Below are 25,779 nucleotides of genomic sequence, written 5' to 3'. Positions count from 1 at the left end.
CGTCGGCTGCAGCGGTGGCACTGTTCGCGACTGCGGGATGCAGCGCGAGCAGCGACAGCGGATCGGGCGATGGCGGAGACGTGACGCTCGAGTTCGCACAGTGGTGGGAGCCCGAGCTTCCCGACGGGGCGTTCCGCGAGCTGATGGACGAGTTCGAGGCTGAGAACCCGGGCATCAAGGTCGAACTCCTCAGCGGTCCCTACGCCTCGACGAAGGAACAGCTCTTCGCCGGCGCGGCCGCAGGCACGATGTCCGACGTCGTCGGCCTCGACGGCGCGTGGGTGAGCGACTTCGCCAACCAGGGCGCGATCGCCGACCTCACGGCGCTCATGGCCGAGAGCGACTACGACGACAGCGAGCTCGCGAGCCAGATCCAGGTCGATGGCGCCACCTACATGATCCCGGTCGTGAACTTCGTGTATCCGATGTTCACCAACGACGACCTGCTCGCCCAGGCCGGCGTTGCCGCTCCTCCCGCCGATCGCAGTGAGTTCGCGGCCGCCGCGAACGCGGTCGCCGGTCTCGGCGACAACACGAGCGGATGGATCCTGCCGCTGTCGCTCGAGGCGCCGAACGGCATCCAGAACGACGTGATGTCGTGGGTGTGGGCGACCGGGGGATCGATGCTCGACGGCGGCCAGCCCGACGTCACCAACGACGAGGTCACGAGCGCAGTCGAGTACATCAAGGGCCTGTGGGACGAGGGCGCGATCGCGCCGGGCGCCTTCACCATGAAGGAGCAGGACAAGGTCGAGGAGTTCACCAACGGTCGAGTCGGCATGATGATCGACTCGCTCGCGCACATCAACCTGATCCGCGAGACGAACCCCGACCTGAAGTTCAGCATCTCGGCGCTGCCCGCTGAAGACGGGTTCGACGGCGAGCGGGGCATCCCGTACGCCTCGTGGGGCATCGGCGTGGCCGAGAGCTCGGAGCATCCGGCCGAGGCGTGGAAGCTCGTCGACTTCCTCATGAGCGAGGAGACGAACGCGAAGCTGTCGTCGATCGCGAACGCGTTCCCCGGCAACACCGAGTCCGTTCCCGACTTCGTCGCCGAGGACGAGCTCTTCGCGACGGCGTTCGAGATCTACCAGAACGGATACCCCGCCAACGAGTTCACCGGGCTACCTGTGGCCGAGCAGCTCATGAGGCTCTTCGACGAGCAGTTCCAGGTGCTGCTGGACGGCGGCCAATCGGTCGACGAGATGCTCCAGAAGACCCAGGAAGCATGGCTCGCCGAATTCTGATCCGCGCTAGGCGCGAGGCCGCGTCACGGTCGTACACCCGTGACGCGGCCTCCCCGCAGGAGGCCGACCCGATGATCATCACACCCATCGACAGCACCGCTCCACCGGAGCCCACGCCCACGCCGACACGCACGCCGACGCCCCCTGCGTCGAGCGCGTCGGTCCGCCGCAGTCGCCTCGGGCGAACCCTCGAGCCCTTCGGGTTCATCGCCCCGACCGCGCTGCTCATGCTCGTCCTGATGATCGTGCCCATCGTGCTCGTCATCGGGTACTCGTTCACGGACAACGTCATCCTGAACAAGAACCCGGAATTCGTCGGCATCGAGAACTTCGTGACGGTGCTGACCGACGGGGTCTTCGCGACGGCGATCGGAAACACGCTCGTCTTCACCGTCGTGAGCGTGATCGCCCACCTGCTGATCGGGCTCGCCTTCGCGATGCTGCTCAACAGCCCGCTCGTCAGCAACGCCAGCAGGGCGGTGTTCCGGGTGATCTACATCCTGCCGTGGCTGTTCACCGCAGCCGTGATCGCCGTGCTCTGGCGGATGCTCCTGAGCCCCAACGGCGTCGTCAACTACCTGCTCTCCAGTGATCTCGAGTGGCTCTCGTCACCTGCGCTCGCGCTCGGCGCGGTGACGTTCATCAACATCTGGGCGGGCTATCCGTTCTTCATGGTCAGCCTGCTCGCGGGCCTGCAGGGCATCCCCGCCGACCTCTACGAAGCCGCCACGGTCGATGGCGCCAACGGCGTGCAGCGCTTCTTCAACGTCACGCTGCCGCAGCTGCGCCCGATCATCATCAGCATGACCCTGCTCGACCTCATCTGGACGTCGCAGCAGTTCGCACTCATCTGGCTGACGACCGGTGGCGGCCCCATCAACGTCACCGAGATGCTGAGCACCTTCACGTACAAGCTCGCGTTCAGCCGCTACGAGTTCGCCCTCGCCTCGACGAGCGCGGTGCTCATCCTGCTGTTCTCGATGGTGCTCGCCTTCTTCTACGTACGACACCAGCGAGCGAGGGACTGAGCCCATGACGACCACCATCATGCGCAGGCGACGGATGACGCTGAAGATCGCCGTGCTCGCCGGCCTGTTCGCCGGCGCGGCGTTCGCTGGCCTCCCGGTGCTCTGGATGCTCTCCAGCTCGTTCAAGTCGAACACCGAGATCTTCGAGTACCCGCCCCGCCTCGTCACCGAGAGCTTCTCGTTCGACGCCTACGTGACGATCCTGACCGACCCCGAGAAGGTGCGGTTCTTCGTCAACAGCTACGTGGTGTCCCTCTCGGTCACGGCGCTCACCCTCCTGGTGGCGATCCTCGCCGCCTATGCGTTCAGCCGCTTCGAGTTCCGCGGCAAGCGCCCGCTCAACATGATCATCGTGAGCGTGCAGGCGGTGCCGCCGATCACCCTGCTCATCCCGTACTTCGGGCTCATCGTGACGCTCGGGATGTACAACACCTATCCGGGCCTCATCTTCACGTACATGGTCTTCACGCTGCCCTACGCGATCATCATGATGACCGGGTACTTCAACACCCTGCCGCGCGAGCTCGACGAGGCCGTGCGGGTCGACGGGGCCGGCTCGATGACGGCGCTCTGGCGCATCCTCGTGCCCATCTCGGTGCCGGGCATCGTGTCGGTCGGGGTGTACACGTTCATGATCGCGTGGAACGAGTACCTCTTCGCGCTCACGCTCACGAAGACGCAGGACATGCGCACGGTGCCCATCGGCATCCAGCTCCTCATGGGCCAGCACTCGTACGAGTGGAACGAGATGATGGCGATGAGCATCCTCGGTTCCATTCCGGTGCTGGTCCTCTTCCTCTTCTTCCAGCGCTACTTCATCGCCGGGCTGACCTCCGGGTCGGTCAAGAGCTGACCCGCGCCCGACGACCACGACCATCGAAAACAAGGAGAACCCAGCAGTGCTCATCAACGGCAACGACCTTCTCAGCGTCGCGAACGCGAACCACTTCGCCGTACCCGCGTTCAACATCAGCGACTACGCGATGTTCAACGGCGTCATCGACATCAGCGAGGAGAAGAACTCACCGCTCATCGTCGCGATCCACCCCGACGAGGTGAGCCACGTCGGGGTGGACATGATCCAAGCGGTTCGCGCGCGGGCACACCGCTCGTCGGTGCCCGTCGTCATCCACTGGGACCACGGCGGAAGCTACGAGCAGATCCTCACCGCGATCCAGAGCGGGTTCACCTCGGTGATGATCGACAAGTCGATGCTGCCGTTCGACGAGAACGTCGCGATGACCAAGCGCGTCGTCGAGGCGGCGCACGTCGTGGGCCTCTCGGTCGAGGGCGAGCTCGGCACCATCGGCAAGACCGACAACGAGGCCGAAGACGGTGCGGCCGACATCATCTACACCGATCCGGATGACGCGGTGCGATTCGTCGAGCAGACGGGGGTCGACAGTCTCGCAATCGCGATCGGTACGTCGCACGGCATCTACCCGGCGAGCATGAAGCCCGCGCTGAAGCTCGACCTCCTTCGCGAGATCAAGGCCGCGGTGGGAATCCCCCTCGTGCTCCACGGCGGTTCGAACAACCCCGACGACGAGATCGGCCGTTCGGTGAAGCTCGGCATCAACAAGATCAACATCTCCAGCGACATCAAAGTGGCCTACCACGACAAGATGCGCGAGGTACTGGCCGACACGTCGCTGCGCGAGCCGAACTCCATCCAGCCGCCGTGCATCGCGGCGATGAAGGTCGTCGCGGCCCAGAAGATCGACCTGTTCGACGCGGCCGGCAAGGCTGCGCTCTACTAGACGGACGAGGACGGCACGACGAGACATCCGGAGCGGAGGGGAATGAGCGAGCGGGTACTCGGACTCGGCGGCACCGTCGACTACGAGATCGCGTGGGACAGCGCGGTGATCGAGGACCTCATCGACGACTACGCGATCCGCGCCGACGAGCTCGACGCCCGCATCCCGGTGGTCGATGAGCGCAGCCTGGTCGTGACGTTGCTCGCCTTCCTGCGCGACGGTGTCGGGGGAGAGCGCTTCGTCGCCTCCTCCGACATCGTCGAGACGTTCGCGGCTCGCTTCGACACCCGCATCACCCTCGGCGGCACCTGCGTGCGCGCCGCGATCGCCATGCGGAGCCTCGGCGTGACGAGCCTCGTGCACCTCGTGAGCATCGACGACCACGTTCGGGCCCTGCTGCCCGAGGGCATCGAGCACATCTGCAGTGCGAGCGGCGACTCCACCGATCCGCACCTCATCGTGCAGTTCGCTGCGGGCGCCGCCGTGCGCCGCGGTGGGCTCGAGCTCGTGGCGCCGCATCCGAATCGCATCATCTACACGAACGATCCGCCGAACCGCGACCTCGTGCTGAGCGACGATCTGGGCACGGTGCTCCGCGACGCCCAGGTGTTCCTGGTGTCGGGCTTCAACACGATCCAGGATGCCGCGGTGCTCGACGAGCGCGTCGAGCAGATCCGCCGCCACCTCGCCGCACTGTCCACCGGCACCGTGGCGATCTACGAGGACGCGGGCTTTCACGAGCCCGCATTCAGCCGTCGCGTGCGCGATGCTCTCGTCGACGCGGTCGACGTGTACAGCCTCAACGAGGACGAGCTCTTCGCGTACCTGGGTCGCACCGTCGACCTGCTGGATGCCGACGCGATCGCGGCCGCGCTCGCCGAAGCCGGCGACCTGATCCCCGCCGCGTGCCTCGTCATCCACACCAAGCACTGGTCGCTCGCGCTCGGCGAGCGAGCGGCCGACTACGCCGACGCGCTGCGGGGCGGCATCGTGATGGCGAGCACCCGCTACCTCATCGGCGACGGGCACACCGCTGCCGACTACGCCCGCACGGCCGCGCTGCCTGAGAAGCCCGAGGGCGCTGCCGTCGCCGGGGCGCTCGAGGCACGCTTCCCGGGCCGCCTCGTCTGCCGTGGCGCGCTCGTGCTCGAGACCGACCAGCCCGCCACCATCGGACTCGGCGACACCTTCATCGGAGGTTTCATCGCCGCACTCGTCCCCGTGGGAGTATCCGCGTGAACGTCGTCGTCCTGCCCTCGAACCGCCCGCCCAAGCGTTTCTACCGGGGCGGCCGGCGCATCACGGACTTCCGCGGCGAGACTCCCGCCGGGGAGCGCGAGCCGGAGGACTGGGTCGCCTCGGTCACGACCGTGGCCGGGGAGCCGAGTGTCGGACGCAGCACGCTGCCCGATGGGCGCCTGCTCGCCGAAGCCCTCGCCGCCGACCCGGTGGGATGGCTCGGGCAGGCGCACGTCGAGCGTTGGGGCGCCGATCCGCTCCTCCTCGTGAAACTGCTCGACGCCGGTCAGCGACTGCCCGTGCATGCGCACCCGGCCGGCGACTTCGCGCATCGGCACCTGGGGCGAGCGCACGGCAAGGCCGAGGCGTGGTACATCCTGCAGGGTGGCGAGGTGCAGCTGGGTCTCATCCGCAGCGTCGGCGTGATCGAACTGTTCGGGCTGGTGGAGCAGCGTGATGCCGACAGGATGCTGGGTCTCCTGCATCGTGTCACCGTGTCGCCGGGCGACGTCGTCTACGTGCCGCCCGGCGTACTGCACGCCATCGGCGAGGGAGTGCTGCTCGTCGAGGTGCAGGAGCCCGAGGACCTGTCGATCCTGGTGGAGTGGGCGGGCTTCGAACTCGACGGCCCGCGCGACGGCCACCTGGGCGTCGGCTACCCGCTCGCGCTGGAAGCCGTGGAGCGGCGCGCCCGCAGCCTCGAGGAGATCGCGCGGCTCGCGCGGCCGGCGGGCGCGGGCGCATCCGTGCTACCGGCCGAGGCCGACCGTTACTTCCGGCTGGAGCGAGCGGTGATCGACGGTGCGGTCGAGTTGGAACCCGGGTTCGCCGTGCTCGTGGTCACCGATGGCGCGCTAACGCTCGAGACCGCGGCGGGCGAGCTCGACCTGCCGCGCGGCACGACGGCCGTGGCTCCGCACTCGGCGGGCCCGCTGCGCGTCTCAGGGCACGGCGACCTGCTCGCATGCCGACCACCTCTGGCACGCGGCGCGTAGCCGGGCCTCAGAGCAGACCGGATGCCGCGGCATCCGGTGCCCGCCTACTGCAGTCGCAGTAGGCGCTTCGATCCCCGTGGACGACGTGCATCTTCGCGCCGCATCGCAGCATGGCAGTACGCCCTGAACGCGCAGCGACGAGGAGATGGTCACGATGACCCACGAGGCCCGCCGGCCCACTCTCGATCACGCCCGTCGAACGAATCGAGGTCACGAATCCGCGCTCGTGGCGTTGATCATCGTCGTGGCGCTCGCGGCTGCACCCAGCCTGATCAGCATCGCCGTCATCGGCTCGATCCTCCGGCTCCTGGGTTGAGCAGACTGGGAGCCGGGCCGTCGCAAACGCCTAGACGACGAGCAGACCCGTCACGAACATGAACCCGATTCCGGCGATGATTCCGCCCGCGGTGAGCGGGGTGAGGATCCGGCCGGTGCCGTCCTTCAGCAGCGGCAGCAGTTTCACGGCGACCTGGCCGACGGCTCCCGCACCGACGCCGAAGAGGAGCGCGGCGAGCGCGGGCTGGTTCACGGTCACCCCGATCATGGCGCCGAGGATCGCCGGAGCGCCGGCGATGAGGCCGAGGAGGGCGAGTCGGCTCAGCCGGGGGCGTTGCCCGGCGAGTGGCGTGACGATCGCGAGGCCCTCGGTGGTGTTGTGGATGGCGAAGCCGATGACGAGGAACGCGCCCAGGGCGAGCGACCCCACTGCGTACGCGGAGCCGATCGCGAGCCCCTCGCCGAGGTTGTGCAAGCCGATTCCGATGGCGATGAGGAGTGCGAGCATCTGCGGAGAGAGCTGCCTTCGGTCGCCCGCCGCTCGCTTGCGCATGACGGCCCCTTCGACGCCTTCGAGCGTGAGGTATGCGATGACCGCCCCGAGGAAGACGACGAGGCTCCCCCCGAACGCGCCGGTGTCCGCGACGAGTTCGAGACCCTCGAGGGTGGCCTCGATGGTGAGGTACACGAGCAAGCCGACAGTGAACGCGATGAGCCCCTGCATCCAGGCTCGCGAGGAGCGCCGCACGAACGGCATCCACAGCATTCCAAGGCCGATCGGGATGACGCCGACATACACGCCGAGGAGGATCATCAGGCCCATCAATGAGGCACCCTGCTCAGGGCTCGGCGCGGCGGCATCGATGTCGGCCGAGATCTTTCCCCCGGCAGAGGTGATCAGGGCGATCTCGTAGGGGTCACCGGCGACCCAGTTGTAGCTCACCGTGATCGTGTTCGCCTGGAGCGGCGCCATTTCCGCCGTGGTCTGAGTGAACTGTGCGAAGTAGTCCGACACATTCACCTGGGCGATCGTCACAGGGTCGACGCCTTCGTTCCGGACGAACAGGATGATCTCGCCGGGTTCGAGTCGGATGCTCTCGACCGCCACGGCTTCCTCGGGGACGCGGTCGCCGGTGCCGGTGACGCCTGGAGCGTTCAGCAGCGCGAAGAGCCCGATGAGCAGGGCGATGAGCGCGAGCGGTCCCGCTCCGAGCAGCCACCGAGGCATCCGCTGAGCACCCGATTCGACGCCGTGCTCGGGCGTCGTCGTATCCCGGGATGCGGTCATTCGCTCACCTCGAAGAAGCCCATCCAGCCGAGTTCGGCGAACTCGGTCTTGTGCGCGTGGAACATGTACTTGCCCGTGTAGGGGAAGCGGATGTCGACGATGCCGCGCTGGCCTTGCACCTGCGAGACGGTGTCGGTGTATTCGCTCGGGGTGAGCATGGTGCCGGTCGGGTAGTAGTGGAAGAAATTGCCGTGCACGTGGAAGGAGTTGACCGGGTCGTACTCGAGGACGTTGATCAGGTGGATCCGCACCAGCGCGTTCTTCTTCACCTGCACGGGATGGTCCATGAAGTGGAACGGCAGGCCGTTGACCGAATAGAACTCGTTGTCGTCACCGCCGTCGGTGTTGTACCCGTTCATGACCATCACCATCTCGTCATCGGCCGGCTCCCGGCCGCTCTTCGGCTCGATGATGAACCCGCCGTACAGGCCCTTGGCGATATGCGGCGCCAACGGCGACTGGTGGCAGTGATAGAGGTGCGTGCCGAACGGGACGGCGTCGAATTCGTAGGTGAACGTCGCGCCCGGAGCGATCGACCCGGCTCCGATTCCGGGCGTGCCATCCATCTCAGCGGTGTGGAGCCCGTGGAAATGCATCGTGTGCGGGTGCGAACCGGCGTTCGTGAAGTGGATCCGCAACGCGTCGCCCTCTCGGCACCACAGCGTCGGCCCGGGGACGCGCCCATTGTAGGTCCACGCGGGGAAGGTCACCCCGGGAGCGATCTCGAATTCCACGTCGATCGCCGTGATCTCCCACTCACGCAGCACCTGTCCGTTCGGCAGGGTGCTCACCGTGCCGGTGTCGAAATCGCGGAGGATCGCCGTCGGGTCGATCCCGGCACGTGCGGGAGGCACCGAGCCCGTCGGGAACCCCGCGTGCCCGACATGACTCGTCGCGCTCGTCTTCGTCGAGCCGGTCATGTCCATCGGCCCGTGACCGGAACCGTTACCGTCGTGGTCGCCACCGTCCTGCGCCCGTGCGCCGCCTGCCGCACCCAGTGCCGCCATCGGGATGGCCGCGGCCGCACCCAACAGCACGCTTCGACGGCTGGGAAGCTCCGCCGATCCTCTCGGCGTGCTGCCTTCGCTGAGCCTCACTCGGGTGGGCACTGAGTTGTCCATGACGTTCCACCATCCCTCGGGAACAGTATATTTCGGTATACCTAAATCTTCCACCGAGCGATGGACCGATTGCTCACTCGCCCGACGAACACCGATCAGCCGACTGGAACCAACGTCCTGATCGGAGGTGCTCACAGACCCTGCCACGCGGTGCGCGGCCGCAATACCGTGTGATCAGGGTTCCCCGGACGCGTGGCGAGGGTGCCCCCCGAAGAAGGAGGCACGGATGCTGGGACTCGAACTCGTGGTCGTCCTCGCTGTTGCGCTCATCGCCTGCTCGGTGCTCGCGCGGCGGCTGCGCATCGCACCGGCGGTGCTGCTGCTCGTGACCGGCATCCTGCTCGGACTGCTTCCGGCGCTGCACGAGGTGCGCCTGCCGCCCGAGGTGGTGCTGCTGCTGTTCCTTCCGGCGCTCCTGTTCTGGGAGAGCCTCACCACGTCGCTCCAGGGCATTCGCCGCGACCTTCGCGGCATCATCCTGACGAGCACCGTGCTCGTGGTGCTCACCGCCGCGGCGGTCGCCGCGGTCGCGCATGCCTTCGGCGTGCCATGGGGCGTCGCGTGGGTGCTCGGCGCTGCGCTCGCACCGACGGATGCCACGGCCGTCGCCGCGTTCGCCCGTTCCATGCCGCGCCGCAATGTCACCATCCTCAAGGCCGAGAGCCTCATCAACGACGGCACGGCGCTTGTGATCTACGGGATCGCGGTGGGCGTCACCGTCGGCGAGCAGGAGGTGACCGCGCTCGGCATCACGGGGGAGTTCCTGCTCTCCTACCTCGGCGGCGCTGCCGCCGGTGCGGTGATCGCCGCGGCCGGGTTGTTCGTGCTGCGCCGGCTCGACGACCCGATCCTCAAGAACGTGGCGCTCATCCTCATCCCGTTCGGCTCGTACCTGCTGGCGGAGCTCGTGCGCGCGTCGGGCGTGCTCGCGGTCGTCGTGGCGGGCCTCATCACGACCCAGGTCGGGCCCCGCGTGAGCTCGGCGACCTCGCGGCGCCAGAGCGAGTCGTTCTGGTCGCTCGCCACGTTCATCCTGAACGGATCGCTGTTCGTGCTCGTCGGCCTCGAGGTCAGCACCGCCGTGCGCAGCCTCCCGCCCGCGGAGATCGGGATCGCGCTCGTCATGGCCGTGGTGGTGTGGCTCGTGATCCTCGCCGTGGGGTACGCGTTCCTCTTCGGGGCCGTCGCCCTGATCCGGCTGCTCGACCGCCGGCCCTCCCAGCGAGCCCGCCGCATGGGCTATCGCACCCGGATCGTCGGCGGGATGGCCGGGTTCCGTGGCGCGGTGTCGCTCGCGGCTGCGCTCGCGGTGCCGCGACGCTGTCCTCGGGCGATGCCTTCCCCGACCGGAACCTCATCATCTTCGTGACGGCGGGGGTGATCGTGCTCACGCTCGTCGTGCAGGGAGTGCTGCTGCCGCCCCTCGTTCGCTGGGCGCGGTTCCCCGCCGACTCCGGTCCGGAAGACGAACGCCGGCTCGCCGAGACCGTGGCGTCCGAGGAGGCGCTCGCCGCGATCCCCGAGGTCGCCGAGGAGCTCGACGTGGATGCCGACATTCGCGAGCGCGTGACCCGCGAGGTCTCGGAGCATCTCGCGGTCCTGCGCGCCGAACCGGGCGACTCCGACGACGGGGTGACCCTCGCGCACAGCGACCAGTACCGGGCGATTCGACTGGCGCTGATCGCCCGGAAGCGGGTCGCCGTCCTCGCGCTGCGTGACGAGCAGCGCATCGACGACACCGTGCTGCGCCGGGTGCAAGCGCTCCTCGATGTGGAGGAGGTCAGGCTGCTGCGGCCAGCGCCCGAGGAGTGAACCCGCGAGCCGCGCCGGGTGCTCAACCCGATGACGGGTCGACCCAGCGCAGCACGCGGAGGGCGCGGAGGGTGTTCCACCGGCTGGGCTCGCCCTCGGGGGCGTCGACGGCGAAGTGCACCTCGCCGTGCCAGGGCACGCCGGCGGCCCAGCGGCCGTCGCCGGCGCGCTCGGCGAGCACCAGGTCGACCGCGTCGGCGATGCGAGGGTCGGGCCGATCGCCGGCCCCGCGGAAGTAGTCGAGCGCCCGGAGCACGTCGTACAGCCAGTACGGCGGGAACATGAGGTTCGCATACCGGGCGAGCACGATCTCGCCCGTCGAGCGACGGCGGAACAGACTGCGCTCGAGCAGGTACTCCTCACCGCGACGGCGGGCCTCCGTGACCTCCGGTGGCGCGTCGTCGGCCGCGCGCTCGTACTCGAGCAGCCCCTCGAGTACGCACAGCGTCGTGTCGAACGACGACCGCTGCGACTCGGGCGCATCGCAATTCCATCCGCCGTCGTCGAGCTGCTCGTGCAGCAGCCGCCCGATGATGCGGTCGCTGCCCGCGCCGAGCACGCCGAAGTAGGCGCCGAGCGCGAGCACGCCGCCGTTGATGCAGGGTTCGACCTCGCCATGGAAGTAGGGGAGCGAGTCCCAGAACCGCCAGGTCACGCCGTCGCGAACGCGGGCCACGGCCGCGCGCACCTGCGGGGCATCCGGTTCGATGCCGAGGCGGCGCAGCAGGTGAAGCGTCCAGGTGACGCTCGTGCGCTCGCCGTGCATGCCGTACTCATCGCCGCCCCAATAGCCGTCGTCGGCTTGCAGGGCGAGCAGCCGAGCGCCCCACCCCTCGGTCGCGACGCGGGAGCGCTCGGCCGCCACCATGTCGGCGGGCTGGTCGAGCAGGTCGCGCATGACCTGCCAGCGGATGGAGGGGTCGGAGTCGAGCAGCCACTCGGTGACGTCCATGCGGCCATGGTCTCGGATACCGCCGACAGCGGAGACTACGTGGCACACGTGGTTCGAACCGCGGGTGCGTCGCGCGACGCTGAACGTCGAGGTGTCGAAGCCGGGACAACCGTCGCCGTCGCGTCATCTCCGTCACCGATCGAACGAGGAGAGCGAACCATGTCCAGCGCAACTCATCAGCGGCGCATCAGGCGCCCCATCCGCCTCGCACTCGCGCTCATGGGCGCGGCTGCGCTCGCCGCGGCATCCGTCGCCCTGCCGGCGAGCGCGGAAGACGCAGCACAGCAGCCGGCCGACCCGAAGCCCACCGTCGTGCTCGTGCACGGCGCGTTCGCGGACTCCTCGGGCTGGAATGACGTGACGGAACGGCTGCAGAAGCAGGGCTACACCGTGATCGCGGCGTCGAACCCGCTCCGCGGACTCACATCCGACGCCGAGTACGTGAAGACGATCCTGTCGACGCTGACCGGTCTGATCGTGCTCGTCGGCCATTCGTACGGCGGCGCTGTCATCACCAACGCCGCGACGGGCAACCCGAACGTGACGTCGCTCGTGTACGTCGCCGCCTACGCACTCGACGCGGGCGAGCGGTTGATCGACGCGAACGAGCTCGGTGGCGGCCACAGCGACCTCGCCGATCACCTCGTGATCCGTCCGTACCCGGGCGCACCCGAGGGCGACGCCGACGGGTACATCGATCCGGCCTTCTTCCGTGACCTGTTCGCGGGCGACCTTCCCAAGAAGCAGACGGCCGTGATGGCCGCGTCGCAGCGCCCGGCCGCCCTGTCGGCCCTCTTCACGCCGTCGGGCGAGCCGGCGTGGAAGACCATTCCGAGCTGGTACGTCGTGGCCTCGCAGGACCACACGATCCCGCCGGAGGCCGAGCGCGTGATGGCCGAGCGCGCGGGTGCCACCACGGTCGAGATCGACAGCTCGCACGTCGTGATGATGAGTCATCCGGATGAGGTGACCGAGGTCATCCTCGACGCCGCCGAGTGATGGGCACGGGAGGGCGTTCGAGGTTCGGTCGGGCGCCCTCCCTCGATCTCGGGCGAGGACACCGTGCCCGTTCGGCGCGAATCCGGGGAGATGCGTCAGGCCCTGACCGACGCGTCGCGGGGGAGCAGCAGGTCGAAGCGGCATCCGCCCGGCACGTTGCGCACGGTCACCTCGCCGCGGTGCGCGCTCATGATGCCCTTGACGATCGCGAGCCCGAGGCCCGCTCCAGCGGAGCTCCCGTCGTGCATCGACGGGGTTCGGGCCTGGGACCCACGCCACGCGGGCTCGAAGACGCGGTCGAGGTCGGCTTCGTCGATCCCACCGCCGCCGTCGATCACCGACACCACCGCGCGGTCGTCCACGAGGTCGACCGCGACCGTGATCGGCGCGCCCTCGGGCGTGTGCTGGATCGCGTTCATGAGGAGGTTGCCGATCGCCCGCGACAGCTCACGAGGATCGGCCGTGACCACGAGATCGTGGCCGAGTGGCGCCTCGACGCGGATGTCGCGGCCCCGCGACGCGGGCCGCAGGTCGGCGACCGTGTCGCTCACGATGTCGGGCAGCGAGACCTCTTTCAGCGCTAGGCGGAGCGTGTCGGAGTCGATCTTCGACAGTTCGAAGAGGTCGTCGACCATGCTCGAGAGCTGGTCGACCTGGATGCGCATCTGCCGGTGGTACCGCGCCGGATCTGGCGCGATGTCGTCTTCGAGGGCTTCCGCCATCGCTCGAATGCCGGCGAGGGGAGTGCGCAGGTCGTGCGAGATCCAGGCGACGAGTTCGCGCCGGGACGCCTCGATGCGATGCTCCCGCTCGCGGGACTCGGCGAGCTTCGCACTCGTCGCCACCAGTTCGTCGGCAAGTGCGTTGAGCTCGCGGTTCGAATATCGACCAGGTGATTCGAGGCGCTCGCCCGCGCCGATACGTCGTGCGGCAGCCGAGAGGCGACGCGAGTTGCGTGCGACGAACCAGCCGAGGACCGCGACGAGCACGAGCGACACGACGCCCGAGATCAGCGAGACCGCGATGGCCACGGTCAGGTCGTGCTCGGAGAGGTACATCGCGTTGGCCACGGCGACCATGCTGGCCGCGACCGATGCGATCGCTGCGAGCACGAGCACGCACACCTGTACGACGAGCGACGCACGGCGGAGCAGCAGCAGCGCGATCACGCCCACGCCTCCGACCACGGCCGAGGTCGCGAGCGCGACCCCGGCGACGGCGATCAGGTCAGACCATGGCATCGGCGCCACCACCCATCGTGAATCGGTAGCCGACCCCCCAGACGGTCGTCAGCATCGTGGGGGATCGGGGATCGAGCTCGATCTTCTCCCGCAGTCGGCGTACATGCACCGTGACCGTCGAGAGGTCGCCGTGCGTCCAGCCCCAGACCGTGCGCAGCAGGTCCTCCCTGCTGAAGACCTGGTTCGGATGCTTCAACAGGAACTCGAACAGGTCGAACTCCCGTACAGTCAGGGCCAGCTCGGCACCCGATCTGGTGACGATCCTGGCGGACGGGTCGAGCCGGAAGTCGCCGTACTCGAGCACCGACTCGGGCGTGAACTCGTCGATCGAACGGCGGAGCACCGACTGCACGCGGAGCACGAGCTCCCGCGGCGAGAACGGCTTCGCGAGGTAGTCGTCGGCGCCGGCCTCGAGGCCCGCGATGCGATCGTCCTCCGAGCCGAGCGCGGTCAGCATGATGACCGGCGTCGACGTGCGGGCCCGCAGCCGCCGGAACACCTCGAGCCCGTCGATGCCCGGCAGCATCCGGTCGAGCACGATCAGGTCGGGGCTGTACTGCTCGGCGGCGTGCAGGGCCGCGAAGCCGTCGCTCGCCTCCTCGACGACGAAGCCCGTGGCGCGCAGGTAGCTCGACGCGACCTCGGCGACGGTGGGGTCGTCGTCGACGAGCAGCACCCGCCGGCCCACGAGGTCCTCGTTGCCGATCGACGACGGAGCAGGAGACACCTTCACAGCGTACGTCTGCCGCTCTGACGCAAGACCGGGGCGCGGACATCCGTTCCCGTTCCGTAAGACTTGCCCGGCGCGCGACCTCCGCCGTAGCCGTCCCTGCTGGTTGAGGAGCGGCCGAAGGCCGCGTCTCGAAACCCGGTGCGCGAGTGGGTTTCGAGACGCCCGCTGCGCGGCTCCTCAACCCGCAGCCTCGTGCGCGAGCCACGCACGGATGACCGCCGCGCTCGCCGCCCGCTTCGCCTCGAGCTCGTCGGGGGGCGGCAGCTCGAGGCTCGCGCGGATGTCCGAGTGCCACGTCAGGAGGCCTGCCGGATCATCCGTGAACGTCGGCACGGCGCCCTTGTCTTCGGGGCGTTCGGTGCCGAAGTGCAGGATGAGTCGCACCGGGCCCCGGCCGGCGGCGTTGATCGTGAGGCGGTCGACGCCGTCGAGCGTGTAGTCCGGCGAGTTCCACTTGACGATCTCGGCCAGCTCGGGAGCGGCGTCTCGCACGAGGTCGCGGAGCGCCTCGACCTGCTCGCGGCGTTCGGGCGACTGGGCTGCGAGGTACTCGTCGACGGTGCGGTAGCGATCGGTGGCCATACCGCGGATGCTACGCGGTGGGTACGACGAGCGGCGTGACAGACTGACCGCGATGGATCTCACCACCGAACGGCTCATCGTGCACCCGATCACTCCGGCCGAAGCCGCGCGGATCATTGCGCGCGAGCCGGATGAGGGTGACGACTGGCACCATGAGTATCCGCTCGTCGATGAGCTGGACGTGCTGCGCGGCCTGGTGACCGCCGATGCCGAAGCGCTCGACCCGGACTTCCGGCTCTACATGATCCGCCGTCGCGCCGACGGCCTGGCGGTCGGCGGCATCGGCTTCTTCGGGGCGCCCGATCCCGACGGGGTGGCCGAGGTCGGCTACGGGCTCGTGTCGGCCGCGCGGGGCAGCGGGTATGCGACCGAAGCGCTCGAGGCAGCCGTGCGACTGGCGTTCGCGCGAGGAGCCACCGCCGTCATCGCGGACACCTCCGACGACAACGTCGCGTCGCAGCGGGTGCTCGAGAAGGCGGGGTTCCGCATCGAGTGGAACCGAGACGGCTCGGTCGGCTACCGCCTCGCGGCCCCGCCCCGACGCTGAGGCGACGAGCTCAGCCTCGAAGGATGACCACGAAGTCCTCAACGAGTTCTTGCGGCGTGGTCACGTGGTCGTCGAGTTCAGGTATCACGCGGAAGCGGACGGCACACGAGTGACCTGGACGTACTCGCTGCTTCCGACGCTCGGCGCCCTCAGTCCCTTCGTCGAGGCGTTCGCCGATTCGACGCTTGCGCCGATGATGCGTGCCACCCTCACCGCGATGCACGACGGGATCGAGCGCGACGCGACAGTGTGAGACGACAGCGAAGGGCGAGCGGATGCCGCATCCGCTCGCCCTTCTCGTCGCGAAGCGACGCGACGCCTACGCGTGCAGGTCGACGCCCTTCGTCTCCTTGACCAGCGAGACCCCGGCGAGCGAGATGAGCGCGGCGACGGCGATGTAGACGCCGATCGTCCACGACTGGCCGGTGGAGCCCATGAGGGCCTCGGCGATCATCGGGGCGAACGCGCCGCCGAGGATCGCGCCGAGCGCGTAGCCGATCGAGACACCCGAGTACCGCACGTTCGCCGGGAACATCTCGGCGTAGAGCGACGCCTGCGGGCCGTATGACAGGCCGAGGCCGAACGTCATGACGAACAGGGCCACGAAGTACCAGACGATGTTCCCCGTGTCGATGAGGAACCACATCGGCACGGCCCACAGCGCGAGGAACGCGTAGCCGATCTGGAAGGTGCGCACGCGTCCGAGCCGGTCAGAGACGCGGCCGCCCCAGAGCGTGAAGACGAGCCAGCCGAACGACGCGAGCGTCGTGGCGAGCAGCACCGTCGGACGGTCCATGCCGAGCACCGTCACGGCGTACGTGGCGAAGAACGCGATGAGGAGGTATCCGGCCGCGTTGTTGCCGATAAAGATGACGGCGGTGAGGATGACCGACTTCGTGTTGTGACGGAAGAGCTGGCGGAGCGGCGCTGCCGACTCCTTCTTGCGGCGCTGCAGGTCCTGGAAGATCGGGCTCTCCTCGACCGCGCGGCGGATGACGTAGCCGACGCCGATCAGCACGATGGACAGCAGGAACGGGATGCGCCAGCCCCACGCCAGGAACTGGTCGGGCGTGAGCAGTGACGTGATCACGAACAGCGTCGACGTCGCGAGGATCATGCCGACGGGCACGCCGATCTGCGGGAAGGCGCCGAAGAAGCCACGGCGCGCGGTCGGCGCGTGCTCGACGGCCATGAGCGCCGCGCCACCCCACTCGCCACCGGCCGAGAACCCCTGCAGGATGCGGAGCAGGATCAGCAGGATCGGGGCGGCGATGCCGATCGCGGCATACGTCGGGAGCAGGCCGATGAGGGCGGTCGACAGGCCCATCAGGATCAGCGTGAAGACGAGCATCTTCTTGCGGCCCATCCGGTCGCCGAGGTAGCCGGCCACGATCGCGCCGAGCGGGCGGAAGAGGAACGAGATGCCGATCGTCGCGAAGGCGAGCACCTGCGCGAGCCCGGGGCTCGCCTCGGCGACGGGCGCGAGGAAGAGCGGTGCGAGCACGAGGCCCGCGGCCTGCGCGTAGATGAAGAAGTCGTACCACTCGATCGAGGTGCCGACGAGCGTGCCGGCGAGGACCTTGCGCTCCTCCGCGGGCATCCGCCCGGTGGCCTGCGTTTCGGGGATTGTTGACGTCATGCGAACTCCGTTGTTCTGGGCGTGGTTGTTCGGGCGTTTCGTGCGTGCACGGATGGTGCGGGGGGAGCGCGAGGGTGGTGCACTTGGGTTTCCCGACCGATCGTTCAGTCAGGTAATCGAACATAGCGCATGCGCAGGCGCCGGCGGAAGTCCCCTGCGACGAATGGCACCCGCGCTGCGACGAGCGGCGACGCCGCGCCATTGACGCGGGGGATGTGTTTGTTGCAAAATCATTCCACGAGCGAGGAGGCGGTGTGCAGATCGGTGCCGGAGTCGGCGGTCCCGCGACCGTGCCGAGCCTGGAGCGCGCCGGCCTCCCCGACGAGGTCGACGTCGCACGACTCAGCGGACTCGTCCCGCCGCTGCGCCGAGGCCTGCTGCGTGCCGCGCGCACCGCCGAGCACCTGCCCGACATCCCCGACACGCAGATCGAGGTGCTCCGGGCGCTCCCAGTCGGAACGACGCGGAGCCCGGCCGAGATCGCCGAGGAACTCTCCCTCAGCCGTACCACGGTCAGCAATCTGCTTCGGACGATGGAGGCCGCGGGGCTCATCACCCGCGACACGGATCGCGACGATCGGCGTCGCGTGGAGGTGCGGGCTTCGGCCCGGGCGGTGAGCATCCTGCAGCGCTTCGACCAGGCGAGCGCGAACATCCTCGCCGAGGCGATCGCAGCACTGCCCGACGACGATCGAGTCGCGCTCGCCGCAGCCCTGCCGGCACTGGAGCGGCTCCGTGACGAGGCGCAGGCGATCTCCCGGTCGGGCCGCGGCTCGAGGCCGCGGTCGTGAAGGGCAGCACACCACCCAGCGACACGTCAAGGAGCAATGGATGTCACGACGCACCCTTTCCGACCGGATCGGCGCCGTGCTGATGCGCCGCACCTTGAAGGGCTTCGAGCCCGGAGACCGGCACATCGAGATCACGCGCGTCGAGACGCCGATGAGGGACGGCACGATCCTCGTCGGGGACCTGCTCATGCCCGATCGGATCGAGCCAGGAACTCCGACGATCGTCATCCGCACTCCCTACGGCCGCAGCGCGATGTTCCGGGCGCGGATGCCGCTGCCTCTGGCCAGCCGAGGGTTCCCCGTGCTGCTGCAGAGCGTGCGCGGCACCTTCGGCTCGGGCGGGACGTTCGTTCCACAGGTCCACGAGGCATCCGACGGACTCGACACGATGCGCTGGGTTCGCGCCCAGCCGTGGTTCACCGGCCGGCTCGCCACCGTCGGCGGAAGCTATCTCGGCTACACGCAATGGGCGGCCGGCGCGGGCGCTCTCTCGGCGGGCGAACCCGAGAACGCCGCCGAGGCGATGTCGCTGGCGGTGACCACGCCCGACTTCGGCGCGATCACGTGGGACCACGGCGCGCTCTCACTGCGGAACTCCCTCACGTGGAGTCGCATGATGACCGTCATCGAGTCCCCCACGGGCATGCTCACGATGATCGGCCCCGACCGCAAGCTGCAGCGGGCGCTCGACACGGTGCCGCTGTCGGAAGGCGACCGCACCGCCGTGGGTGAACCGATCCCGTGGTACCAGGACTGGGTGTCGCGCGAGGACCTCCGCGATCCGTATTGGGTGCAGCAGTCGCACACCGCCGCCGTCGCGCAGATGACCGTGCCGATGATCATGACGACGGGCTGGTACGACATCTTCCTGCCGTGGCAGATCGGCATGTACGAAGCCCTCGCAGCGCAGGGGCGCGCGCCGCGGCTCACGATCGGCCCCTGGTCCCACGAGTCGACCGAGAGTACGGTCGCGAACCTCGAGGAGACCATCGATTTCTTCGACGAGCACTTCCGCGCATCCCGAGCACCAGGAAGGCGCCGGTGCGCTTCTTCCTCACCGGTGCGGAGGAATGGCACGACGCCGAGACCTGGCCGCCGGGGCCGGTCTCCGACGTCGACTGGTTCCTCCAGCCGGGAGGCGGCATCGCCGCCCAGGCACCGGATGCCTCGTCCGAGCCGACCCGATACGCATACGACCCGGGCGACCCGACGCCGGCCACGGGCGGGCCGACCGTTCGTGGCGCGAGCGGCCCGGTCGACGACCGGGAGCACGAGCTCCGGAGCGATGTCGTCACGTTCACCGGCGACCCGCTCGCCGCCGACCTCGACGTCACCGGAACGCCGGTCGCCACGATCTGGCTGCGCAGCGACCGGCCGAGCGTCGACGTGTTCGTGCGCCTCACCGAGGTGCATCCCGACGGGCGCTCGCTCAGCGTGACCGACGGCATCCGCCGCGTCGGGTCGCCCGCCACGGCTCACACCGATCCGGAGCGGACCACGGATGGCGCGTGGCCGATCGAGGTGCCCCTCTGGCCGACCGCGCATCGGTTCGCCTCCGGCAATCGAGTGCGTGTACAGGTGAGTTCCGGCGCGCACCCACGCTACGCACGGAACCCGGGCATGGGCGGACTCTCCGGCAGCGAGACCGAACTGGCGCTCGCGCACCAGGAGGTGCTGCACGAGCCGGTACGCGCCTCGTCGGTGCGGCTCCCCGTATGGGGTCCGAACTGACGCCGAAACCGTTCGCCGGCGCCGCGGTTCACGCAGCTCTCCGCCGCATGGCGATCGCGTCCTTCGTGCCCAACGCGGCGGCGACCACGGCAAGCACACCGAAGATCGCGACGATGAACCACTCGAGTGCGCCGCTGCCGCGGTCAGGGTCGACCTTGAAGATCGCCTCGATCCACTCGGGATTCACGAGGGTCAGGATCGCGAGGACCACGAACACCGCGCCCAGAATGTACTCAATGATCATCCGACCCATCTGTCCGATCCCTTCCGATCTTCGCGTGTTCGTGGCGAGACTGCGCCGCTCATGAGAGGTCGGGAGCCGCGCCGGCTGAGGCTGATGAGTCGCCCGATAGGTCGGTCACTCCCGGCGGCACTTGGGACCCGGCCGCGAAGACGTCCGGCGCCGGTCCTGCGTCGAGTGGCGCGCCCATGTCGGAGGCAGGCGGTGACGCCGCCGGTGCCGCCGGCGTGCCCGAGAGGGTGACGCGCGACCGCTCCTCGCCGTCGTCGATCTCGATCGTGATGTGCATGTCGGCTCCTCAGTTCAGGACGGCGTATCGGCCCTCGAAGTCGACCGTCGCGTTCGTCAGGTTCTTGACCGTGATCCAGTAGGTGCACTGGGTCGCGGAGGCGCGCTCCACCTCGGTGTCCCAGTCGAGTTCCGGGGCCCCGTTCTGGGGCGTCGTCGGCACGACGTACCAGACGATTTGCCGATCCGCGGGCCAGTTGAAGGTGAACCACTTCTTGGTCTGGTTGGGGCCGAGAGTCCCGGTCCATTGGGTTCCCGTGTACATGGCGACCATCTCCTCAACGATCAGCGGTAGCTGAGGATCGCGTAGCGACCCTCGAAGGCGACGGGCGTGGCCGTCAGGTTTCGTACGGTGATCCAGTAGGTCACGTACCGCGCGTCGGCACGCTCGATCTGCACGTCGAACCAGATCTCTGGTGCTCCGAGCGCGACCGTCGTCGGCATCACCGTCCACAGCACGTGCCACGTCGCGGGCCACCGGAAGGTGAACCACCGGCGCGTCTCGCCGGAATCCAGCCGACCGGTGAACTGCACACCGCAGATCGGATCCGTGATGCGCTCGACCTCGTACTCCCAGATTCCGCGGTTGCGCGTTCCGGCACGCAAGACGTGGGCGTCGGGATGATAGAGCAGGTCTGCGATGATGCAGTTCGGCAACCCCGACGACATGCTCGACCACGTCGCTCCGGCGTCGAACGACTGGAAGACGCCCTTGTCTGCGGCCACCCAGACCCGGTTCGCATCGGCCGGATGCACCGCCACCGCGTTGATCGGCAGCGCCGGCAGGCCCGCCGAGCGGTCGGTCCACGTCGCCGCCGAGTCCTGCGAGCTGAACACACGGCCGCCGCCGAGTTGAGAATACGTCAGCCAGATGCGGTTCGTTGCCGCTGGGTCCACCCAGATATCGCTGATCCATGCCGTCCGGGGTGAGGTGAGCGGAGTGGGCGCGGCCCACGCCGTGCCCGTCCACGAGAGGCGGAAGAGCCGCCCGTTCGTCGTGCCCACGTAGACGACATCGGGTGAGGGCATGTGCATGGCCGACGCCACCGGGCGCCCCGGCAGGCCCACCTCCGTGAAGGAGACTCCGCCGTCCCTGGAGAGGAAGACGCTCTCGCCGCCCTGCGCCACGGTGAGCCCGTTCGCCTCGAGCGGCGGGTAGAAGAGCTGCCCGTAGACCGAAGGATCGCGACTGGCGGTCGGCACCCAGGTCCACGTCGTGCCCTTGTCGGTCGAGCGCTCGAGGCCCATGCGGAAGAAGGAGTGGTAGACCCGGTTCGAGTCGGTCGTGCTCGCTCCGCAGTCCCCGCCGTCACCGTCGGCGACGTGATCCCACTCCGGGTCGCCGACGTAGCGGATGCTCCCGTTGTCCTGCGTGCCGCCGAGCAGCCAGCTCGCCGAGCCGACGTCCTGGGCGAGGTACTCGACCTCGGTGATCGCGAGGCCGTCGTTGAGATCCTCCCAGTTCACTCCCTGATCCGGCGAGCGGTAGACGCCGCCGTCGCATCCCGCGTAGACGATGTTCCCGTCGTTCGGGTCGAACGCGAGGCAGTGCTGGTCGGGATGGATGCTGTCGCCGTTGGTCTTGCTCGACAGGTTCGTCCAGACCGAGGTGTTCCCCTGGCGCTCCACGTGGAACAGGTTGATCTCGCCGACGTAGACCGCCCGGTCCGAGGTCGGATCGCCGTGGACGTGCCAGTCGTACCACGCCTGACCGGTGCGGACCGCCGGAATGGTCGTGACGGCGGCGAACGCGCCGTTCGCAGTGGCTCGGCGCCACAGGCGAGGCGTCAGCTGGGTCTGGGTCCCGATGGGCATGGGCGGGTCGGACGCGCCCCAGACCCACGCCACGGCGCCCTTCGACGGCGCATGGCTCACGGCGAGCCGCGCGTAGTTCGGCGGAGTCGGCACCCCGCTGAGATTCACTGCCGCCCAGGTGACGCCGCGGTTGGTCGATCGCGCGAGGCCGGCGGCCGTCGTCGCGAGGACTTCGGTGTCGCCGCCGGCGGGATGCACCGAGACGCTCCACGCCTTGCCCGACCGCCGCTGCGTCCACGTCGTCCCGTCATCGGACGTGACGTAGACCCCGGTCGTCGTCGCGGCGTACAGGGTGCTGTGATCCGATGGGTCGACGACGAGGCCGTAGAAGCCGACGCCGACGAACGGGGCACCGGCGGCAAGCGCCCAGTTCGTCCCGCCATCGGTCGAACGGAAGACGCCCTGGCCGAGTCCGGCGTAGAAGTCGCCCTCGCCGGTCCCGAGGTACACGGTGCCGGGTGCTGCGGCGTCGAAGGCGAGCGCGCCGACGGTGAGGGTCGCCAGGTGGTCGCCGCGCGGAGCCCACGATGCGCCGGCGTCGTGGCTCTCCCAGACGCCGCCGCCGGCCGCCCCGACGAGCAGGTGCGCCGAGTCGGCCGGATCGACCGCGATCGCCGACACGCGCCCCGAGACATCCACTCGGGAGCCGGTGCCGGAGCCATAGGTCTGGCCGTTCCGCATGACGGAGGGACCGAGCGGATGCCACGACGGCAGGCCCGGGGTCGGCGGCTCGCCTGCGGCCTCCGGCGGTGCCTGGAGCGCTTCGGCGAAGTCGACGGTACGGTCCGAGCGAACCTGCATCGGGTCGGTGTCGAGCGCTCGCACCGCCTCGAGGAGGCTCTCAGGACGTGCGATCTCATCGCCATCGTGGTCCACGAGCCCGCGCTCCTGCTCGAACAGGTGCAGGCGTTCCCAGACCTTGCCGGCCGGTGGGCCCGGCGGCGGAACGCGTTCGGCACCTTCGACGCCAGGTCCGCGGCCGACGTCCCCGCCGAGATCCGTTTCATCAATCGCTGAGCGCATCGGAAATCCCCCTGATTGCGCGAACTGTGAGTTCAGACCGGCGCGACCTCGCCCTCGTCGGGGCGGTCGTTCCGGTCGGGTGCCGGCTCGTCGCCGGCGGTCGGCTCCGTGGATTCCTCGGCGGAGTCGTCGGCGTCGCCGGTGGCGACGCCCGTGGATTCGTCTTCGATGGTGCCGTCACCCGGCACCTGCTCGCCGTCGGCGCGTTCGACGTCCGAAGCCTGCTCGTCGTCGGTCAGTCCGCGTGCGCGTTCGAACTCGCTCAGTCGATCGGCCGCACGGCCTCCGGGCCCCGGCTCGTCGGCGTCGGGCACGGGCGTGTTCTTCGGCAAGCGTGTCACGGCCACCACCCCCCGGCTGCGCCGATCCCCTTGCGTGCTGTGCCGGCCCTCTTCGAGCCGGACGGCGCTCAGGTTACTCCTGTCGGGGATGCGCCACCAGAGGCCTGGACCGCGCGGGACGGCCTGCGAGGCGTCGACGGCTCGGTCAGCGCAGGTCGAGCCGCATGAGCACGCGCGGGAAGCCGTTGAGCACCGAATCGGTGTCGGCCGCCTTCGTGAACCCGGCCTGCTCGAAGAGGCTGCGGGTGCCGGCGTAGGCCATCGTGAGGTCGATCTTCGCGCCCTTGTTGTCGAGCGGATAGCCCTCGATCGCCGGTGCGCCGTGGTCGCGGGCGAGCTCGACGGCCCCCGCCAGCAGGTGGTGCGAGATGCCCTCTCCGCGATGCCCCGGCCGCACCCGGATGCACCACACCGACCACACGTCGAGGTCGTCGACGTGCAGGATCCTGCGGTTGTGCGCGAAGCTCGTGTCGGCGCGCGGGTGCACCGCGGCCCAGCCCACGACCTCGTCGCCGTCGTACGCGAGCACTCCCGGCGGCGGATCCTCGCGGCACAGCTGCTGCACGCGTTCGCCGCGCGCAGGGCCCTTCAGGGCGATGTTCTCCTTCGAGGACATGAGTCGGTAGCTCAGGCAGAAGCACACGTTGGCGTCGGGCCGCTTGGGCCCGACCACCGCCTTCACGTCTTCATAGACGGATGCCGGTCGCACCTCGATCGCCATATCGCCACCATGCCATCGGCCTCCGACACCGGCAACGGCTTGCGGTCGTCGCTCGCAACGGGTGTGTGGGCGATCGTGGTGGACGCGATCCTCGCGTGAGCGAGCGCCCTGGCGGGCTCAGCGCAGCGCCTATGCAGTCGGAGTGTCGATCGCGGACGAAGTCGCGGGCTCACCGACCTTCGTGGGCTGCGCCCAGAGCACGATGAGCACGATGATGCCCGCGACCGGAAGGAGGATCCAGAACAGGTTGCCCCAATGGTTTCGCGCATCGCGCAGTCGTCGCACGGCCACGGCGAGGTTCGGCAGCAGCACCGCGAGGTACCAGATGCCCGCGAGGAGCGAGCCGAGGTAGGCGTTCTCCCCGATCCGGAACACGTTGAAGAGATTGAGCGCACTGAGGACGAGCGCGTTGAAGAGCGCCCACCACCAGAACTCGGCGCGTCCAGCGGTGCCGGTGAACTCGGCGTACTTGCGCAGGACGGTGCTGATGGACTCGCCGAACGACATGAGCTCGATCCTCCCGATCGGATACGCCTCAACCATAGGGGTTCGCCGCGCGATCGCGCGCGGCGCGAGGGCGGATGCCGTCGGTCGGATCGAGGCGGATCTGGTTACAGTCGACCTGTGCGCTTCCACCCCTGCGCCGATCGAGGTACCCGCGCCGCAGGGTTCTCGGGAACGCATGAGAGGGGACGACGGATGCAGACATCGGGCCGGCCGACCATCCTGTTCTGGCGTCGCACGGACGTGCCGGGACTCGAACGACTCGAACTGACCGTGGTGCCCGACGGTCTCTGGGCAGCGTCCACGGTGCTGTGCCTCGAGGGCGGCGGGTTCCGCCTCGACCACCGGTGGCGGCTTACGCCCGACTGGCGAGCGGAGTCGCTCGACGTCGAGCGATGGGATTCGGGCGGGCATCGCCGGCTCGTGCTTGAGCGGTCGGGCGACGGATGGCTCGTCAACGGCGAGCCCCGCCCCGACCTCGACGGCGCGGACGAACCCGACCTCTCGGTCACCCCGTTCTGCAACACGTTCCCGATTCGGCGGACGCCGACGACGGCGGGCGCCGGCCTCACGCTCGACACATGCTTCGTCGACGGCGTCGCAATGACGGTGGAGCGCTCGCGGCAGCGGTACGACCGGGTGGGGCCGAATCGCGTGCGCTATGTCGACCTCGGTGTCGCCGCCGGCTTCGAGGCCGACCTCGAGGTCGACGACGACGGGCTGGTGCTTCGCTACGAGCACCTGTTCGAGCGAGTCGCGCCCGACCGTGCCTGACGGCACTATCGGGTGATCGACCGGCCGCGTGCGCTCGAGTTCACCTGGCGGTCGGAGCACACGCACCAGCTCGACTCGGTGCACCTGCACG

The 25,779-nt window shown here is 68.9% G+C and carries 29 protein-coding genes and 1 pseudogene; 16 read left to right on the top strand and 14 right to left on the bottom strand.

Features of this window, described 5'->3' with window-relative positions:
- Positions 1-14 precede the first annotated feature (14 nt).
- The 7 genes from ASG80_RS05585 (at position 15) to ASG80_RS23415 (ending at position 6,585) form a co-directional block, all read left to right on the top strand.
- A complete protein-coding gene (locus tag ASG80_RS05585) occupies positions 15-1,247 on the top strand; it encodes a sugar ABC transporter substrate-binding protein (protein WP_235508185.1) in 1,233 nt (410 codons plus the stop codon).
- 71 nt (positions 1,248-1,318) lie between these two features.
- A complete protein-coding gene (locus tag ASG80_RS05580) occupies positions 1,319-2,275 on the top strand; it encodes a carbohydrate ABC transporter permease (RefSeq protein WP_082589786.1) in 957 nt (318 codons plus the stop codon).
- Between the two features lie 4 nt (positions 2,276-2,279).
- Complete coding sequence (locus ASG80_RS05575) at positions 2,280-3,128, top strand: carbohydrate ABC transporter permease (RefSeq protein WP_082589785.1); 849 nt, start codon at positions 2,280-2,282, stop codon at positions 3,126-3,128.
- A 46-nt stretch (positions 3,129-3,174) separates the two neighbouring features.
- Complete coding sequence (locus tag ASG80_RS05570; RefSeq protein WP_056729163.1) at positions 3,175-4,035, top strand: ketose-bisphosphate aldolase; 861 nt, start codon at positions 3,175-3,177, stop codon at positions 4,033-4,035.
- 42 nt (positions 4,036-4,077) lie between these two features.
- A complete protein-coding gene (locus tag ASG80_RS05565) occupies positions 4,078-5,274 on the top strand; it encodes an ADP-dependent glucokinase/phosphofructokinase (RefSeq protein ID WP_056729162.1) in 1,197 nt (398 codons plus the stop codon).
- The gene (locus ASG80_RS05560) at positions 5,271-6,269 is read left to right on the top strand and encodes a class I mannose-6-phosphate isomerase (RefSeq protein WP_082589784.1); all 999 of its coding nucleotides are present in this window, start codon (positions 5,271-5,273) and stop codon (positions 6,267-6,269) included. The genes ASG80_RS05565 and ASG80_RS05560 overlap by 4 nt, the downstream gene beginning before the upstream one ends.
- A 154-nt stretch (positions 6,270-6,423) precedes the next feature.
- Positions 6,424-6,585: a hypothetical protein gene (locus ASG80_RS23415; RefSeq protein WP_156401670.1), complete on the top strand. Its 162-nt coding sequence runs from the start codon at positions 6,424-6,426 to the stop codon at positions 6,583-6,585.
- A 30-nt stretch (positions 6,586-6,615) separates the two neighbouring features.
- Here the strand turns inward: ASG80_RS23415 and ASG80_RS05555 are convergent, their stop codons facing one another.
- Positions 6,616-7,833 (bottom strand): ZIP family metal transporter, encoded by a 1,218-nt coding sequence (locus tag ASG80_RS05555; protein ID WP_056729160.1) that lies wholly within the window; start codon positions 7,831-7,833, stop codon positions 6,616-6,618.
- Entirely contained in the window at positions 7,830-9,089 is a 1,260-nt protein-coding gene (locus ASG80_RS05550) for a multicopper oxidase domain-containing protein (protein ID WP_235508184.1), read from the bottom strand. The genes ASG80_RS05555 and ASG80_RS05550 overlap by 4 nt, the downstream gene beginning before the upstream one ends.
- 91 nt (positions 9,090-9,180) lie before the next feature.
- Between ASG80_RS05550 and ASG80_RS05545 the strand changes: the two genes are divergently transcribed.
- Entirely contained in the window at positions 9,181-10,323 is a 1,143-nt protein-coding gene (locus ASG80_RS05545; RefSeq protein WP_235508183.1) for a Na+/H+ antiporter, read from the top strand.
- Positions 10,320-10,766 (top strand): hypothetical protein, encoded by a 447-nt coding sequence (locus tag ASG80_RS24385; RefSeq protein ID WP_235508182.1) that lies wholly within the window; start codon positions 10,320-10,322, stop codon positions 10,764-10,766. The genes ASG80_RS05545 and ASG80_RS24385 overlap by 4 nt, the downstream gene beginning before the upstream one ends.
- A 22-nt stretch (positions 10,767-10,788) precedes the next feature.
- Here ASG80_RS24385 and ASG80_RS05540 read toward each other — a convergent pair whose 3' ends face one another.
- On the bottom strand, positions 10,789-11,718 hold the full coding sequence (locus ASG80_RS05540) for a hypothetical protein (protein ID WP_056729158.1): 930 nt from the start codon (positions 11,716-11,718) through the stop codon (positions 10,789-10,791).
- A 159-nt stretch (positions 11,719-11,877) separates the two neighbouring features.
- Here ASG80_RS05540 and ASG80_RS05535 point away from each other — a divergent pair, with 159 nt between their 5' ends.
- Entirely contained in the window at positions 11,878-12,717 is an 840-nt protein-coding gene (locus ASG80_RS05535; protein WP_056729157.1) for an alpha/beta fold hydrolase, read from the top strand.
- 95 nt (positions 12,718-12,812) lie between these two features.
- Here ASG80_RS05535 and ASG80_RS05530 read toward each other — a convergent pair whose 3' ends face one another.
- The 3 genes from ASG80_RS05530 to ASG80_RS05520 all read right to left on the bottom strand — a co-directional run bounded on the left by ASG80_RS05530 (position 12,813) and on the right by ASG80_RS05520 (position 15,273).
- Positions 12,813-13,958, bottom strand: a complete 1,146-nt coding sequence (locus ASG80_RS05530; protein WP_056729205.1) for a cell wall metabolism sensor histidine kinase WalK — start codon at positions 13,956-13,958, stop codon at positions 12,813-12,815.
- Complete coding sequence (locus tag ASG80_RS05525; protein WP_369816220.1) at positions 13,945-14,691, bottom strand: response regulator transcription factor; 747 nt, start codon at positions 14,689-14,691, stop codon at positions 13,945-13,947. Before ASG80_RS05525 ends, ASG80_RS05530 begins: the two co-directional genes overlap by 14 nt.
- 177 nt (positions 14,692-14,868) lie before the next feature.
- Positions 14,869-15,273 carry a DUF1801 domain-containing protein gene (locus tag ASG80_RS05520; RefSeq protein ID WP_056729156.1) on the bottom strand — a complete coding sequence of 135 codons (405 nt, stop codon included), beginning with the start codon at positions 15,271-15,273 and terminating at the stop codon, positions 14,869-14,871.
- A gap of 52 nt (positions 15,274-15,325) precedes the next feature.
- Here ASG80_RS05520 and ASG80_RS05515 point away from each other — a divergent pair, with 52 nt between their 5' ends.
- Entirely contained in the window at positions 15,326-15,820 is a 495-nt protein-coding gene (locus ASG80_RS05515; RefSeq protein WP_056729155.1) for a GNAT family N-acetyltransferase, read from the top strand.
- A 64-nt stretch (positions 15,821-15,884) separates the two neighbouring features.
- On the top strand, positions 15,885-16,073 hold the full coding sequence (locus tag ASG80_RS05510; RefSeq protein WP_056729154.1) for a hypothetical protein: 189 nt from the start codon (positions 15,885-15,887) through the stop codon (positions 16,071-16,073).
- A 66-nt stretch (positions 16,074-16,139) separates the two neighbouring features.
- On the opposite strand, the gene ASG80_RS05505 is transcribed toward ASG80_RS05510, so the two are convergent.
- Complete coding sequence (locus tag ASG80_RS05505; protein WP_056729153.1) at positions 16,140-17,459, bottom strand: MFS transporter; 1,320 nt, start codon at positions 17,457-17,459, stop codon at positions 16,140-16,142.
- Between the two features lie 254 nt (positions 17,460-17,713).
- On the opposite strand from ASG80_RS05505, the gene ASG80_RS05500 reads away from it, so the two are divergent.
- The 3 genes and pseudogenes from ASG80_RS05500 to ASG80_RS05490 all read left to right on the top strand — a co-directional run bounded on the left by ASG80_RS05500 (position 17,714) and on the right by ASG80_RS05490 (position 19,981).
- Positions 17,714-18,250 (top strand): MarR family winged helix-turn-helix transcriptional regulator, encoded by a 537-nt coding sequence (locus ASG80_RS05500; RefSeq protein ID WP_200952503.1) that lies wholly within the window; start codon positions 17,714-17,716, stop codon positions 18,248-18,250.
- A gap of 40 nt (positions 18,251-18,290) precedes the next feature.
- Positions 18,291-19,280, top strand: a pseudogene (locus ASG80_RS24870) (CocE/NonD family hydrolase); the annotation flags it as partial.
- An 11-nt stretch (positions 19,281-19,291) separates the two neighbouring features.
- The gene (locus ASG80_RS05490; protein WP_056729151.1) at positions 19,292-19,981 is read left to right on the top strand and encodes a CocE/NonD family hydrolase; all 690 of its coding nucleotides are present in this window, start codon (positions 19,292-19,294) and stop codon (positions 19,979-19,981) included.
- 28 nt (positions 19,982-20,009) lie between these two features.
- Here ASG80_RS05490 and ASG80_RS05485 read toward each other — a convergent pair whose 3' ends face one another.
- From ASG80_RS05485 to ASG80_RS05455, 7 genes are all read right to left on the bottom strand, one after another.
- On the bottom strand, positions 20,010-20,225 hold the full coding sequence (locus ASG80_RS05485; protein ID WP_200952502.1) for a hypothetical protein: 216 nt from the start codon (positions 20,223-20,225) through the stop codon (positions 20,010-20,012).
- 58 nt (positions 20,226-20,283) lie between these two features.
- Positions 20,284-20,511 (bottom strand): hypothetical protein, encoded by a 228-nt coding sequence (locus ASG80_RS05480; RefSeq protein WP_056729149.1) that lies wholly within the window; start codon positions 20,509-20,511, stop codon positions 20,284-20,286.
- A gap of 9 nt (positions 20,512-20,520) precedes the next feature.
- Entirely contained in the window at positions 20,521-20,775 is a 255-nt protein-coding gene (locus tag ASG80_RS05475) for a hypothetical protein (protein ID WP_056729202.1), read from the bottom strand.
- Positions 20,776-20,795: 20 nt separating this feature from the next.
- On the bottom strand, positions 20,796-23,348 hold the full coding sequence (locus tag ASG80_RS05470; protein WP_156401668.1) for a hypothetical protein: 2,553 nt from the start codon (positions 23,346-23,348) through the stop codon (positions 20,796-20,798).
- A gap of 32 nt (positions 23,349-23,380) precedes the next feature.
- Positions 23,381-23,689: a hypothetical protein gene (locus tag ASG80_RS05465; RefSeq protein WP_156401667.1), complete on the bottom strand. Its 309-nt coding sequence runs from the start codon at positions 23,687-23,689 to the stop codon at positions 23,381-23,383.
- A 145-nt stretch (positions 23,690-23,834) separates the two neighbouring features.
- Positions 23,835-24,410 (bottom strand): GNAT family N-acetyltransferase, encoded by a 576-nt coding sequence (locus ASG80_RS05460; protein WP_056729146.1) that lies wholly within the window; start codon positions 24,408-24,410, stop codon positions 23,835-23,837.
- Between the two features lie 129 nt (positions 24,411-24,539).
- A complete protein-coding gene (locus ASG80_RS05455; protein ID WP_056729201.1) occupies positions 24,540-24,917 on the bottom strand; it encodes a DUF805 domain-containing protein in 378 nt (125 codons plus the stop codon).
- A 192-nt stretch (positions 24,918-25,109) separates the two neighbouring features.
- Here ASG80_RS05455 and ASG80_RS05450 point away from each other — a divergent pair, with 192 nt between their 5' ends.
- The gene (locus ASG80_RS05450) at positions 25,110-25,688 is read left to right on the top strand and encodes a putative glycolipid-binding domain-containing protein (protein WP_056729145.1); all 579 of its coding nucleotides are present in this window, start codon (positions 25,110-25,112) and stop codon (positions 25,686-25,688) included.
- Positions 25,689-25,779 lie beyond the last annotated feature (91 nt).

The organism is Agromyces sp. Soil535, from assembly GCF_001428255.1.
GTDB lineage: Bacteria > Actinomycetota > Actinomycetes > Actinomycetales > Microbacteriaceae > Agromyces.
The sequence above is the reverse complement of the archived record's forward strand: the minus strand, read 5'-3'. Positions and strand labels throughout refer to the sequence as shown.

Coding starts and splice junctions, on each gene's coding strand:
- ASG80_RS05580 (WP_082589786.1), top strand. CDS start 1,319: ATGATCATCACACCCATCGACAGCACCGCTCCACCGGAGCCCACGCCC.
- ASG80_RS05575 (WP_082589785.1), top strand. CDS start 2,280: ATGACGACCACCATCATGCGCAGGCGACGGATGACGCTGAAGATCGCC.
- ASG80_RS05565 (WP_056729162.1), top strand. CDS start 4,078: ATGAGCGAGCGGGTACTCGGACTCGGCGGCACCGTCGACTACGAGATC.
- ASG80_RS23415 (WP_156401670.1), top strand. CDS start 6,424: ATGACCCACGAGGCCCGCCGGCCCACTCTCGATCACGCCCGTCGAACG.
- ASG80_RS05555 (WP_056729160.1), bottom strand. CDS start 7,833: ATGACCGCATCCCGGGATACGACGACGCCCGAGCACGGCGTCGAATCG.
- ASG80_RS05545 (WP_235508183.1), top strand. CDS start 9,181: ATGCTGGGACTCGAACTCGTGGTCGTCCTCGCTGTTGCGCTCATCGCC.
- ASG80_RS05540 (WP_056729158.1), bottom strand. CDS start 11,718: ATGGACGTCACCGAGTGGCTGCTCGACTCCGACCCCTCCATCCGCTGG.
- ASG80_RS05535 (WP_056729157.1), top strand. CDS start 11,878: ATGTCCAGCGCAACTCATCAGCGGCGCATCAGGCGCCCCATCCGCCTC.
- ASG80_RS05530 (WP_056729205.1), bottom strand. CDS start 13,958: ATGCCATGGTCTGACCTGATCGCCGTCGCCGGGGTCGCGCTCGCGACC.
- ASG80_RS05520 (WP_056729156.1), bottom strand. CDS start 15,273: ATGGCCACCGATCGCTACCGCACCGTCGACGAGTACCTCGCAGCCCAG.
- ASG80_RS05515 (WP_056729155.1), top strand. CDS start 15,326: ATGGATCTCACCACCGAACGGCTCATCGTGCACCCGATCACTCCGGCC.
- ASG80_RS05505 (WP_056729153.1), bottom strand. CDS start 17,459: ATGACGTCAACAATCCCCGAAACGCAGGCCACCGGGCGGATGCCCGCG.
- ASG80_RS05485 (WP_200952502.1), bottom strand. CDS start 20,225: ATGATCATTGAGTACATTCTGGGCGCGGTGTTCGTGGTCCTCGCGATC.
- ASG80_RS05480 (WP_056729149.1), bottom strand. CDS start 20,511: ATGCACATCACGATCGAGATCGACGACGGCGAGGAGCGGTCGCGCGTC.
- ASG80_RS05475 (WP_056729202.1), bottom strand. CDS start 20,775: ATGTACACGGGAACCCAATGGACCGGGACTCTCGGCCCCAACCAGACC.
- ASG80_RS05470 (WP_156401668.1), bottom strand. CDS start 23,348: ATGCGCTCAGCGATTGATGAAACGGATCTCGGCGGGGACGTCGGCCGC.
- ASG80_RS05460 (WP_056729146.1), bottom strand. CDS start 24,410: ATGGCGATCGAGGTGCGACCGGCATCCGTCTATGAAGACGTGAAGGCG.
- ASG80_RS05455 (WP_056729201.1), bottom strand. CDS start 24,917: ATGTCGTTCGGCGAGTCCATCAGCACCGTCCTGCGCAAGTACGCCGAG.
- ASG80_RS05450 (WP_056729145.1), top strand. CDS start 25,110: ATGCAGACATCGGGCCGGCCGACCATCCTGTTCTGGCGTCGCACGGAC.